The sequence below is a fragment of the Bifidobacterium dentium JCM 1195 = DSM 20436 genome, from assembly GCF_001042595.1.
In the GTDB taxonomy this organism is placed as follows: domain Bacteria; phylum Actinomycetota; class Actinomycetes; order Actinomycetales; family Bifidobacteriaceae; genus Bifidobacterium; species Bifidobacterium dentium.
Map to the genome: position 1 here is coordinate 382862 of NZ_AP012326.1, position 13091 is coordinate 395952.

Consider the following 13091-nt stretch of genomic DNA (forward strand, 5'->3'; position numbering starts at 1 on the left):
CTGGTTGTATAGTTGAGAAGTTGTGTGTTCTGCCACGCATTCAGTTGCGGGCGTCGAACGCGCAGACTTGCAAGTCAATAGTAATTATAGGGAGTCCATTATGGCAGCTCGTTGCGCAGTGTGCGGCAAGGGACCGCAGACCGGTTACACCGTTTCGCACTCACATATTCGCAATAAGCGCACCTTCCGCCCGAACCTGCAGCCGGTTCGCACCACCATCGACGGCGAGAACGTTCGCGTTCGCGTTTGCGTCAAGTGCTTGAAGGCTGGCAAGGTTCAGCGTGCTGAAGCGTGAATCGCGAAATAACAGCTTGAAACCCCGGTAGGTCCAAGGCCACCGGGGTTTTGCTTTATCTGTTCGCCCTTGCGGGTCATATTGATGCGGGGCGAATATGGGGTATGTGACACAATGAAGTGTTATGAACGCCACACTGGAAACCCCGATTACCTCGATCGAAACGAATCGCCGCCGCGTCGGCGCGTTGAAGTCATTGGGCGTGGTGTCAATCGGTGATGCGCTGACCTACTATCCGTTCCGTGTGACCGAACCGGTGCCGTTGCGAGCCCTGCGCGAAGCGAAAATCGGGGAGAAGATGGCATTCGCGGCGCATGTGCGGGAAGTACGCGTGTTCCCGATGGCCCGCCGGGGATTCCGCCTGATCGCCACCGTGGACGATGCACGATTCGCGCAATCCCGCCGCGTCGCCGGATCGCTTGCCTCATTGGTGTTCTTCTCGTATCGCAAATCATATGTCGACTGGGTGCAACGCAGGTTGCATGACGGTGCACTGCTGGTAATCGCGGGGGAGCCGAGCGTCTACAACGATCGTCTGCAGTTCACCCATCCCGACATGCTCACCGTCAATCCGACGGATATGCAATCAGATAGGCACCATGATATGCAATCGCCGGCGGAATCCGGGGAATGGAACGATGGGCCCGGCGACGGGCCCGCGTGCGATCCGCTGCAATCCAATCTCCCGCAATCCAATCTCACATTCGACGCGGAAACGGTACAGGAAGCATTGACCCGCGTCTGCCGGCCGAGACCGGTATACCATGCGAATTCGCGCATCTCCAGCGAGCACATCCACGAGTCGATCCTGAAATACATGGATGCGCTGCGCGGTGACGAATACCTGGCCGCGCAACGGGTTGCAACTGTAGAATCCGGACGAGCCGGGGAATTCGACCGGCCGAACATCGACCGCGCCGCGCAGACCGAGGCGCTCGCTGCAGCCGTTCCCGACATCGTTCCGGAACATCTGCGCGCCGCCGAAGGCCTGATGCATCGTGCGGAAGCGTTCATGGCGATTCATGATCCGACGAATACCAAGGATTGTGATGCCGCATTGCATACGTTGCGCTACGAGGAGGCGCTGATTTGCCAGACCGCGCTCGTCAAGTCGCGCGACGCCTCGCGCAAGGCGGCCGCTTCGGCCTGCTCCGAAACCGCATTGCTGGATGATTTCATCGCATCCCTGCCGTTCGACCTGACCGCCGGGCAGCGACAGGTCATCGCCGACATCTCCGCCGACATGGCGTGCGATTATCCGATGCAACGACTGCTCCAAGGCGAAGTGGGCTCCGGCAAGACGGTGGTCGCCGTCGCCGCGATGATGCAGGCCGTCGGATCGGGACTGCAGGCGGTGCTCGTCGCGCCGACGCAGGTGCTGGCCGAACAACATTACGAGAGCATCTCCAAGATGGTTCAGCGTATGGGAGGCGCCGTACGCACTGCGGAATATGGGGAATCCCACGAACAATCTACTCACAATCAGGGTGTGGATGGCGGTGCACAAGTCGGCGGAAGGTCGGCTGGTGGGGAACTGGCTGGTACGGGGCCGACAGGTGGCGGACTGGCTGCCGGGGAATCGGGCATCGGGAATCTGCCGGGCGGGGACATTCCGGTGCTGCTGCTCACCGGTGGCATGAAACTGTCGGCGCGTCGGCGCGTGCTCGCCGTGGCGGCAAGTGGCACGCCGTGCATCGTCGTAGCCACGCACGCCGCATTCTCCAAGACCTTCCAAGCGCCGAACCTTGCACTGGCAGTGATTGACGAACAGCACCGTTTCGGCGTAGAACAGCGCGAATCGCTGAATGCCAAGGCCGACAAGGCACCGCACCTGCTGGTCATGACGGCCACGCCGATTCCCCGCACCGCCGCCATGACCTGGTTCGGTGACCTTGACATCTCGTGGCTCACCGAACTGCCGGGCGGACGCAAACCGATTCGCACCTTCGTGGTGCCCGAAGCGGATGCGCATACCATGGCCAGCATGTTTGCGTTGATTCGAAGCCGCCTCGACGCAGGGGAGCGCGCCTATGTGGTATGCCCGCGCATCGATGCCGATTCCACCGAAGTCGACACCTCACCTGATGAGGATCCGGGGCGCTCGTTCGATGAACTGTATGAGCTGGGCGAGGACGACGAACAGCGTGCACAGCGTCCGCCATTGCATTCCGTGGCCGAGATCAAGGAACGTCTGGCGGGATTGCCGCAGTTCGCCGGCATTCGCTTTGCCACATTGACCGGCAGGGATGATGATGAGACCAAAATGCGGGTCATGGCCGATTTCGCGGCCGGTACCACGCCGATTCTGGTGGCGACCACTGTGATCGAGGTCGGCGTGGATGTGGCGCAGGCCAGTTGCATGGTGATCTTTGATGCGGACCGATACGGATTGTCCCAGTTGCATCAGCTGCGCGGGCGCGTCGGGCGAGGTGGCACCAATTCGTGGGCGTTCCTGATCTCACGTGCCGAGGCTGGCAGTGACGCTGCGCAACGTCTCGAAGTGATTCGCGGATCGCTTGACGGCGCGGAAATCGCCCAGGCTGACTTGGAATTCCGCGGGGCCGGCGATGTGCTGGGCGATGCCCAATCGGGCGGACGGTCGAGTCTGAAGCTGTTGCGCGTGGTCAAGGATGTGAAAATCATCGAACACGCCCGTACCGCCGCAGAAGAGTTGGTGGCCGCCGACCCCGACCTGCTTGGAGAGGTACAGCTCGCCGGTGCCGTGCTCGACTTCACCCGTGGCAACGAAACCTTCCTTACCAGCAATTAGGCTTGTGTCCATGCGCGTTATTTCAGGACGATTCAAGGGTGTGGCGCTGACCACGCCGAAAGCCGGTACCAGGCCGACCACCGACAGGACCAAAGAAGCGATATTCTCGCATCTGGATTCGTGGGGAGTGCTGGACGATGCGCGCGTACTCGACCTGTTCGCCGGAACGGGAGCTTTGGGCATCGAGGCGTTGAGTCGTGGCGCGCGAGAACTCGTAGCGGTGGAATCCTCCGCACCGGCGGCAACGTTGATCGCGCATACGCTGACTGCATTGAAGCGCAACCGTTCATGGGAATCGGGCATGAGCGCGCGCGTGATCAAGGCGCGTGCCGAAAAATATGCGGCAGGGGCCGCCGTCGCATCGTTCGACGTGATTTTCATCGATCCGCCGTATATCTTCGAAACCGAGGCCTGCAATCAGTTGCTGTCTGACCTAGCGGGCGGCGACATGACATCCTCCGATACCATCATCGTGCTGGAACGGCCCACACGATCCGATGACCCGACTCCGCCGGACGGTTGGGTGATCGCCGACCGCCGTGACTATGGTGAAACCGCCGTGTACTACATCGAGCCCGCCAGCGTCGGTAATCTCTGACGTCCTCAATCCACCGACGCTGGCGGGCGTGCCAGCGTCGGTAGTTTGGGTATATCCTCAATCCACCGACGGTGAGGGGTGTGTCAGCGTCGGCAGATTGAGGGATTCGCGCTTGCGTGGGTGAGGACCGGAAACCTCCCACCCCAAGGACATCAGTGTTTTGCGGTCAGCCTTGTCGAGCTGGGTGCAATCGAGAGCCTCGATCAGGTCCGGGCGCAGTTCGTCGGTCTTGGACAACGCCTCATCACGACGGAACCGATCCACCTTGCCATGATCGCCGGAAAGCAGCACATCCGGCACCTTGAGCCCACGCCATTCGGCTGGTTTCGTGTACTGGCGGTGCTCCAACAACGCATTGCCACCGGTGTAGGATTCCTCTACGATCGATGCCGGATTACCCATGAACCCCGGCATCAGGCGCGTAATGGCTTCCAACATGACGGAAACCGCCACCTCACCGCCATTCAGCACATAATCGCCGATTGAATATTCGCGTACGTCAACGCCTTGCGCACGGTAATACTGCGGAATGCGAGCATCATAGCCTTCGTAACGACCGCAACCGAACAGCAGATGATCGGCGTGGCTCAGCTCGGTCGCATCCTGCTGCGTGAACAGGGGAGCGGACGGATTCGGAAAGATCAGCACCGGGCGAGGCGAATCAGCGGCGGTACCATCCGGAACTTCGGCAGTCGTATCATCCGTGGAAATCGATGCCTCACCGTCGCAAGTGCCGCAAGCATGTTCGGCAGCGCAATCGACGGCATCCGCGGCAATCGTGGCCGGTGCGAGTCCCAGCAAATCATCAAGGCACTCGCTCCACACCTCCGGTTTCATGACCATGCCGGCGCCGCCGCCGACCGGGGTGTCATCCACGGAATGATGCACGTCGTGCGTCCAATCGCGCAGATTGTGCGCCTGAACGGTGACCAGGCCCTTCGCCTGCGCCTTGCCGAGAAGACTGAGGTTCAGCACTTCGAAATACTCCGGGAACACGGACACGATATCGATCTTCATACTGCTCCACAATAGTGGGATGCCTGCCAAGAGGATTGCCAAAAGGGTCATCGAAGCGGGAAGATCCCGAAGCGTGAACGTCGCCGCGAGCATCGGAGCATGGATGCCGGGGCAATCCGATGTCTACTTCTTGAGGCAACCATGCATGGCGCCGGTCGGCATGCAATGCATGTGGGTCAGATTATGCGGATCGAGGATGGAATCGAGCAATTCGGGGCTCAACACCTTCTCCTTCTGCGCGATCTCACGCACGGTGGTGTTCCTGACGAGCGCCTCCTGCGCGATGGTCATGGCCCGTTCGTAGCCGATATAGCCGATGAGCGCAGTGGCCAGTGACGAGGAACGCATGACCTCATCCATGCCGGCTTGCTCGTTCACCGTGATGCCGCTCACGCAGTGCTCGCGGAGCGTGTCCATGGCGTTGGCGAGCGTGTGCATGCCGGTCAGCAGCGCATGCAGCATTACCGGTTCGAATGCGTTGAGCTGCAATTGCCCGGCTTCGGCGGCACAGGATATGGTGGCGTCCATGCCCATGATCATGAACACGCACTGGTTCACGCATTCCGGAATGACCGGATTGACCTTGCCCGGCATGATTGACGAGCCTGCCTGACGGGCCGGCAGATGAATCTCCTCAAACCCTGCGCGTGGTCCGCTTGCCAGTAGCCGCAGATCGTTGGCGATCTTACCCAAATGCAGGGCGGTACGTTTGATGGCGCCGGACAAGGTGACGAAATCGCCGACGTCGCTGGTGGCTCCCACCGAATCGTCGGCCGCGCGGATCGGCAGATCGGTCAGCTCCGCAAGATGCCGGATCGCACGCTCGCGGAAACGTGCGTCGGCGCAGATGCCGGTGCCGATTGCGGTGCCGCCAAGATTGACTACGGCAAGCGGCGTTTGTTGCGATGACAGCAGTCGTGCGTCGGCGTCGAGTTGCGAGGCGAAGCCGCCGAACTCCTGGCCGAAGGTCATTGGAACGGCGTCCTGCAGTTGCGTGCGGCCGATTTTGACGATCGGCATGGTGCGCTCCGACAATGTATGGAAGGCGTCGACGAGCTGGCTGGTGCGGTCGACCAGCATGCCGGAAGCGCCGATCAGGGCGAGTCGGCATGCCGCCGGATAGGTGTCGTTGGTGGATTGCGACTTGTTGACGGTGTCGTTGGGATGGATGATGTCATACTCGCCGCGTGCGTGGTGGCCGAGTTCCAACGCACGATTGGCGATTACCTCGTTCACGTTCATGTTGGTGGAGGTGCCGGCACCGCCTTGCAGCACGTCGACGGGGAATTGGTCGTTAAGCTCGCCGGAGGCCACGTCTTCGCAGGCTCTGTCGATGAGTGCCGCCTGATATGCGTTGATATTGCTGAGTTCGCCGTTGGCGCGGGCACAGGCTTGCTTGACCTGCGCATAGGCGCGGATGAGTTCCGGATGATCGCTGACGGTGATGCCGGAGACGGGGAAATTATCGATGGCGCGTAGCGTGTGAATGCCCCAGTAGGCTTCGGCGGGTATTTCGGCCGATCCGATGCAATCGTGTTCGATTCGGGTCTGATGCGCCTTGCGGGTCGGCGCGATGGGCCGCTGCGGGGTATGCAGTGTCAGTGCCATGGTGTTCCTCCTGGTTGCCGGATGTTTTCCGGTCCATGGCTCACCATAATCGTAAGAAATACATCGCACAAGATGAATATATCCCCGATATTCCGTAGGATGAGTCGATTCAATCGATGGAATATCGGGGATATGCTGCTGAATATACTTCGGGGGGCGGCGTCCGGGAATCTGCTTTGGCGGGAATCCGTTTTTTTGAGGGATTGCCGTTACAGTCCTGGAATGAGTCCGCCTGGCGGATTCAAAGTGAGATAGCCTTCCTCCAAATCGATGTCCGGTACGAGCTCGTCGACGAACGGCACCAACGCACTGTTCTCAACGACCACGCCATCGGCATCCTTGACCGGGTTGGCGAGACGGATTTTCAGCAGCCATTGGGCCACCTCAATCACATCCACGACCTTGCCGATCGCCATACCGGGTTCGAGCCCCAGTGTGTTGTCGTCGGCAAGACGTGCCTCCAGACCGATCAGGTCTTTCGGATACCACTCGTCGGCCTGAAGCATCTCCTCCGGATCGTCGGCCTCGCCATAGAGCACAGTGCCGTTGGCGGCTTCTGACGAGTCACGATTGTCGATGCCCTCGAATTTGATGATCCAACGGTTCTTGAAGGTACGGGAGTGTTCCACCACGTACTCTTCTTCGCCGTCTTTCGTGTACAGCACAGCACCGGGAGCGAATCGGTATTCCGGTTCGTCCGTAAAGATCTGCACGGTGACTTCACCTTTGAGTCCCTGCGCACGTCCGATACGACAGACCCTCAGCAGCTCAGGCTGTTGAGGGTCGTCTACATGCATCTCACGCACCACGCTAGGATCTCACCTGCGCACATCCATGATGTCGACGCGCACCTTATGGTCGGACAGCGCCTGTACCACGGTGCGGATCGCATTGGCCGTGCGGCCGCTGCGTCCAATGACGCGACCGATGTCTTCCGGGTTCACGCGCACGCGAATAAGTTCGCCGCGCGCGTTCTCATGGGACTTGACGGAAACGTCGTCGGGAAAATCGACGATGTTCTTGATCAGATGTTCCACAGCCTGGGCGAGCATGATCACTCAGCTTCCGCAGCCGGCTCTTCAGCCGGGGCTTCCTCAGTGGCGGCGGCTTCGGCTTCGGCGGCGGCCTTGGCGGCGGCTTCAGACTTTGCTGCCTTCAGCTTCTGGGCCTGGGCTTCGACGGCCTCAACACGAGCGGCGGCATCCGGACCAGCCTCAACGGTTTTCAGGGTGCCCTCAGCACCGTCGAGACCCTTGAACTTCTGCCAGTCACCGGTGATCTTCAGCAGGTTCAGCACCTGCTCGGTCGGCTGGGCGCCAACGCCGAGCCAGTACTGAGCGCGCTCGGAATTGATGTTGATGGTCGAAGGCTGGGTGTTCGGATTGTAGGTACCGATCTCTTCGATGGCGCGGCCATCACGCTTGGTACGGGAATCCATGATCACCACGCGGTAGAACGCGTAGAACTTCTTACCCATGCGCTTCAGACGAATCTTGGTTGCCAAAATGGCTCTCCTTGTAACTAGGGGTGTGTGTTTCGTGTTCTGTGTGGGGCACGGAATCCGAAACCCACGTGTTCCTCACGTCACGCGATAGTTAGAGGGCTTCGCGCGCGCGAATAACTGGGTAATTATAACTGTGGGGTCTGGACGCGCCGGCATCGCGCGTCGGCAATCCTCCTGCTTTCCCAATCTACCGACGGTGGCGTGCCCTTAGCGTCGGCGGATTATGGCGCCACCCAATCTACCGACGGTGACAGCGTCTCAGTGTCGGCGGATTGTGAAGATCACTCAATCTACCGATTCTGGCAGCGCCTTGCCGTCGGTAGATTGTGAGGTTTCCCAAACTGTCGACGGTGGCGTGCCTTTAGCGTCGGTGGATTGGGAAACGACTTGCCGGGTTGTCTGATTCTGGAGAATCGGACAACCGTGAGGTGTTTGGGCGGGTCTGATTGTCCGGACTTCCGGAATCAGCCAAATTGGATACACTGGGGAATCTACGTATTCGATCTTGCAACGAACGGTTTGCAAAGGGAGTTGCCTCGATGATTATCGCGCTTTGGATTGTGTTGCTGGTCTGCATCGTGTGGATTGCGCTCGGTGAAATGCCTGCCGGATGGGACGGCCATCTACCGTTGCCGTATCTGATTGCGCTGATTCCGTTCATGTGGATTCCGACGCTGACCATTTCGATTGCTGGGTTCGCGCTGCATGAAATCGCTCTCGGCTGCACTGCGCTGGCCGTCTGCCTTGCATCACTATTGCGTAAGGAACAGTATTGGATCAACAATCTGCAGACGCACAACACTGCGCAGATGATTGCCGACAGGCTTGCGGAAAAGCGTGAAACATCGCGTGAAAACAATACTGAGGAGACCGAGACTGGAGCGGAGGACGCCCGGCATGGTCAGTTCCGCGTGATGACGCTGAACTGCCGATTCGGCCGTGCAAATGCTGCCGCGATTGTGGAAGCCGTCAAACGATATGACATCGCCGTACTTGCGTTGCAGGAACTTACGGAGAACCTGATCGCCGAGCTGGATGCGGCGGGCCTTGCCGATCTGTTGCCTTATCGTCAGCTGGGCGAGGTGAAGGAATCGGATAATGGCGGGTTCAACGGCGTCTGGATTCGTGTGGAACCAAGTGATGCTTCACCGGTCACGGTGGTGATTCCGGCCGCCGATGTGCCGGGACTATGCTTTCCGATTGATTCGATGCGGAGCATCACCTTTGCGTCGGCGCATCCGAAATCGCCGATGCGCGGCTGCCGCGACTGGTCTGCTGGCATTATCGGATTGGGCGCCTTCGCTACTACGCAGAATCAAGGTGATATCACCGTGGTGATGGGCGATCTGAACTCCGGTACCGATCATCCGAGTTTCAGAAAGCTAATGCGGCTGGGATTCAAGGATGCCGCGTTGGTCGAGGCGAAAGGTCGCCGTGCTACGTTCCCCTCATGGCTGCCGTGGCCGCGCATCATTCTTGACCATGTATTGTTCACGTCGGGGCTGGATGCCTCCGACGTGCGGTCCTTCACCGTCGAAGGTAGCGATCATCTGGCGCTGGCCGCCACCCTGACTCTCAAATAATCCGGCATCCTCAATCTGCCGACGCTTACAGCACCCTGAGCGTCGGCAGATTGAGACAGCACCGCAATCTACCGACGGTGACGGTCCGTGAGTGTCGGCAGATTGGATATTCTCCCAAACTGCCGACGGTGAGGTGCTGTGAGCGTCAGCAGAGTGAGGAGAATGAGAAGGCATACGCGAAGAGGGCATCGGATTGGCTTCCGATGCCCTCTGTTGGCGAGTGAACCGATCCGTAGGTGGGTGGTTCCGCAGGCGGGTGGTTCCCAGTAGGGGTGGATGGCTCGTGAGCGGACGATCACCCCATAGCGGATAGATCCGCAGGCGGGCGATCCTGCAGTCGGAACGGGTCAGTGCAGCAGACCGGACAGACCGCCGCCGAAGTTCGGCGGCAACTCCGTGCCCGAATCGCCCATCACATCTTGCAAACCAGCCGGAAGCGCCGGATTCTGCGGTTTCTTGGCGAAAGCGGAGCCACTCGACTTGCCGCCGGAGTTCTTGCCGGCGAGCTTGTCCCGCAATGCTTTCTCCTCAGCCTCGCGCTTCATCGGATTGCCGGACTTGGAACCCTTCTTCTTGCCCTTCTTGCTCTTGCCCTTGCCGCCACCCATGGACGGGCCGCCGAAACCGGGCATGCCGGCACCGGCTTTGTTGCTCATGCGGCGCATCATCTTCGAGGCCTGCTCGAAACGTTGCAACAGCGCATTGACCTGCGAGACGGTCACGCCGGAACCGTAGGCGATACGGGCGCGACGGGAACCGTCGATAATCGAAGGATCGCGTCGCTCCGCCGGAGTCATCGAACGGATGATGGCTTCGGTACGGTCGATCTCCTTCTCATCGAACTGTTCAAGTTCCTTACGGTGCGCGGCCATGCCAGGAATCATGCCGAGCAGATTCTTCATCGGGCCGAGCTTGCGCACCTGCTGCAGCTGGTCGAGGAAATCGTCAAGACCGAAGGAGCCGTCGGAAATCTTCACGGCGGCCTTACGGGCCTCCTCCTCATCGAACTGCTTCTGCGCCTGCTCGATCAGGGTGAGGATATCGCCCATGTCGAGGATGCGGGAAGCCATGCGATCCGGGTGGAAGACTTCGAAATCCTTCAATCCTTCGCCCGTCGAAGCGAACAGGATCGGCTTGCCGGTAACGGATGCGACGGAAAGCGCGGCACCGCCACGAGCATCGCCATCAAGCTTGGAAAGCACCACGCCGGTGAAGTCCACGCCTTCGTCGAACGCCTTCGCCGTCTGCACGGCATCCTGACCGATCATCGCGTCGATGACGAACAGGATCTCATTCGGTTGCACGGCATCGCGGATATCGCGGGCCTGCCTCATCAGTTCCTCATCAACACCGAGACGGCCTGCGGTATCGATGATGACCGTGTCATACAGCTTCTGCCTGGCGAACGCCACGGAATCGCGGGCCACCTTCACCGGGTCTCCGGTGGTCAGGCCCGGAGAGGCAACGGCCTCACCGCCGGCGGACTGCACGCCCTTTTCCGGCGCATACACCGGTACGCCGGCGCGCTCGCCGACCACCTGCAACTGCGTCACCGCGTTCGGACGTTGCAAATCGGCCGCGACAAGCAGCGGGGTATGGCCGGAATCCTTCAGCCAATAGCCCAGCTTGCCGGCGAGCGTCGTCTTACCGGCGCCCTGAAGGCCTGCGAGCATGATGATCGTCGGCGGATTCTTTGCGAAGTTCAGCGGACGATCCACGCCGGCGCCGAGCACGTCAGTGAGCTCTTCGTTGACGATCTTCACGACCTGCTGCGCCGGATTCAGCGCCTGCGAAACCTCAGTGCCGAGCGCACGCTCGCGGATACGGCCGGTAAAGGAACGCACCACGTCGAGCGCCACATCGGCGTCGAGCAGCGCGCGGCGAATCTCACGGATCGTACCGTCGATATCGGCCTCGGAAAGCTTGCCTTTGCTCTTCAGATGCTTGAAGGCATTCGAGAGCCTGTCTGTCAAAGAACTAAATGCTGCCATAATGTTCCCCAGTCTAGCCGTTTGCTCGGATAGATGACTATGCGATGGACGATTGGACGACTACTGCAGCGACCAAGTGGAGCCCTGCGGACCGTCTTCGATGGCGATGCCTGCCGCGTTCAGTGCGTTGCGAATCGCGTCGGCTCGGGCGAAATCCTTGGATTTGCGGGCTTCGGCACGTTCGGCCAACTGTTCGGAAACGAGCTTGTCGAGCGCCGCATGCTCGGCGGAATCGGCGGCAGCGCCAGCCGCGCCTCCTGCAACGCCGCCATTCACCCATGGTTCGGCCAGCGGATCCAATCCCAACGTATCGAGCATCGCACGCACATTCACGAGTGCTTCGCGCACTTCGGCTTTGGCGGCATCCGAATCGGCGCGGTCGGCCAGTTTCGACAGCAACGTGTTGCCGGAACGGATCGCCGTGAAAATCGCAGCGGTCGCACCGGAAACGTTGATGTCGTCATTCATTGCGGCAACGAAATCGGCCGGCAGCGCATCCGCGGAAATCGCGGCGATCTCATCATGGGACGGCTGTTCGCCGACGGCGGCGCCGGCGCGTTCGATGAAATTCGCCACGCGATCGTAGGCGGACTGCGCTTCGGCCAGCGTCTGATCGGACCATTCCAGCATGGAACGGTACTGTACGGAACCAAGTGCGTAACGCACCACCCAGGCGGAATTTTCCGCCAGAACCGCCGGAACGGACAGGCCGTTGCCGAGCGACTTGCTCATCTTTTCGCCTTTTGCGGTGACCCAAGCGGAATGCATCCAACGGGCGGCCGAATCGTAACCGGCGGCGCGCGTCTGCGCCATCTCGTTCTCGTGGTGCGGGAATCGCAGATCGAGGCCGCCGCCGTGAATGTCGAACATGTCCTTCAGATAGCGATGGCTCATCGCGGAGCATTCGATATGCCAGCCCGGACGACCCGTACCGAACGGTGTGTTCCAACGGGCGTCGAGCGGATCGGAATCCTTCGGGGCCTTCCACAACGCGAAATCGCGCGGATCATGCTTGTCGGGCGACATGTCGGCCGGGTCGATCGGGTTGTATTTGTCGTCGCCGGCATTGTCGACGGACGGTCCCATCGCGTCGGTGATCTTGGATGCATCATCGGAGACGGCGGTTTGTTTCTGATGCGTCAGTTCGCCATAATGCGGCCAGCTGGCCACGTCGAAGTAGACGTTGCCGGTCGGATTGCCGTTCTCGTCGGTCACCACATAACCGTGGCCGTTGTCGATGATCTTCCGAATAAGGTCGATCATGTCGATCATGTGGCCGGTGGCGCGAGGTTCGTAGGTCGGCGGCTCGACGCCGAGCGTATCGTATGCTTCAGTGAACTCGCGTTCGTAGATGTAGGCACGTTCCCACCATTGCTGACCTGCGGCGGCCGCCTTGTCGAGAATCTTGTCGTCGATGTCGGTGACGTTGCGCACGAATGTGACCTTGTAGCCGAGACGCTGGAACCAGCGACGTACCACGTCGAATGCGACGGCAGCGCGGATATGGCCGATATGCGGTGAGCTCTGCACCGTGGCGCCACACACGTAGATACCGACCTGGCCGGGTCTGAGCGGCACGAAACTCGACACCGTGTGCGAGGCGGTGTCGTACAGCTTCAGTTCGGTTGCGGCGCCAGCCACCGTTTGGACTGTGCCGGCAACGCCGGAAGTGTTGGTATTCTGCGGTTCTTGCGTGTTCGTCATACCCACGAGAGTATTGCCAGA

At 60.2% G+C, this 13091-nt stretch carries 11 protein-coding genes; 4 read left to right on the plus strand and 7 right to left on the minus strand.

The features are described 5' to 3' along the window. The first annotated feature begins 100 nt into the window (after nucleotides 1-100). The 3 genes from rpmB to rsmD all read left to right on the plus strand — a co-directional run bounded on the left by rpmB (nucleotide 101) and on the right by rsmD (nucleotide 3663). Nucleotides 101-295 (plus strand): 50S ribosomal protein L28, encoded by a 195-nt coding sequence (gene rpmB, locus BBDE_RS01475; RefSeq protein ID WP_003837580.1) that lies wholly within the window; start codon nucleotides 101-103, stop codon nucleotides 293-295. A gap of 124 nt (nucleotides 296-419) precedes the next feature. Then, on the plus strand, nucleotides 420-3065 hold the full coding sequence (locus BBDE_RS01480) for an ATP-dependent DNA helicase RecG (protein WP_003837579.1): 2646 nt from the start codon (nucleotides 420-422) through the stop codon (nucleotides 3063-3065). A 10-nt stretch (nucleotides 3066-3075) separates the two neighbouring features. After that, on the plus strand, nucleotides 3076-3663 hold the full coding sequence (gene rsmD / locus BBDE_RS01485) for a 16S rRNA (guanine(966)-N(2))-methyltransferase RsmD (RefSeq protein ID WP_003837577.1): 588 nt from the start codon (nucleotides 3076-3078) through the stop codon (nucleotides 3661-3663). A 57-nt stretch (nucleotides 3664-3720) separates the two neighbouring features. Here rsmD and trmD read toward each other — a convergent pair whose 3' ends face one another. From trmD to rpsP, 5 genes are all read right to left on the minus strand, one after another. Further along, nucleotides 3721-4680: a tRNA (guanosine(37)-N1)-methyltransferase TrmD gene (gene trmD, locus BBDE_RS01490; protein ID WP_012901847.1), complete on the minus strand. Its 960-nt coding sequence runs from the start codon at nucleotides 4678-4680 to the stop codon at nucleotides 3721-3723. 123 nt (nucleotides 4681-4803) lie between these two features. Then, the gene (locus BBDE_RS01495; protein ID WP_003837575.1) at nucleotides 4804-6288 is read right to left on the minus strand and encodes an aspartate ammonia-lyase; all 1485 of its coding nucleotides are present in this window, start codon (nucleotides 6286-6288) and stop codon (nucleotides 4804-4806) included. A 209-nt stretch (nucleotides 6289-6497) separates the two neighbouring features. Continuing rightward, nucleotides 6498-7085, minus strand: a complete 588-nt coding sequence (gene rimM / locus BBDE_RS01500) for a ribosome maturation factor RimM (protein WP_003837574.1) — start codon at nucleotides 7083-7085, stop codon at nucleotides 6498-6500. Nucleotides 7086-7106: 21 nt separating this feature from the next. Then, complete coding sequence (locus BBDE_RS01505) at nucleotides 7107-7340, minus strand: RNA-binding protein (RefSeq protein WP_033489160.1); 234 nt, start codon at nucleotides 7338-7340, stop codon at nucleotides 7107-7109. 2 nt (nucleotides 7341-7342) lie between these two features. Continuing rightward, a complete protein-coding gene (gene rpsP / locus BBDE_RS01510; protein WP_003842744.1) occupies nucleotides 7343-7792 on the minus strand; it encodes a 30S ribosomal protein S16 in 450 nt (149 codons plus the stop codon). A 539-nt stretch (nucleotides 7793-8331) separates the two neighbouring features. On the opposite strand from rpsP, the gene BBDE_RS01515 reads away from it, so the two are divergent. Beyond that, nucleotides 8332-9375 carry an endonuclease/exonuclease/phosphatase family protein gene (locus BBDE_RS01515; protein ID WP_003837569.1) on the plus strand — a complete coding sequence of 348 codons (1044 nt, stop codon included), beginning with the start codon at nucleotides 8332-8334 and terminating at the stop codon, nucleotides 9373-9375. 347 nt (nucleotides 9376-9722) lie between these two features. On the opposite strand, the gene ffh is transcribed toward BBDE_RS01515, so the two are convergent. Together ffh and cysS are read right to left on the minus strand one after the other, a co-directional pair. Next, on the minus strand, nucleotides 9723-11366 hold the full coding sequence (gene ffh, locus BBDE_RS01520) for a signal recognition particle protein (RefSeq protein WP_003837567.1): 1644 nt from the start codon (nucleotides 11364-11366) through the stop codon (nucleotides 9723-9725). Between the two features lie 60 nt (nucleotides 11367-11426). After that, nucleotides 11427-13070, minus strand: coding sequence for a cysteine--tRNA ligase (gene cysS / locus BBDE_RS01525; protein ID WP_003837566.1), 1644 nt, complete (start codon nucleotides 13068-13070; stop codon nucleotides 11427-11429). Nucleotides 13071-13091 lie beyond the last annotated feature (21 nt).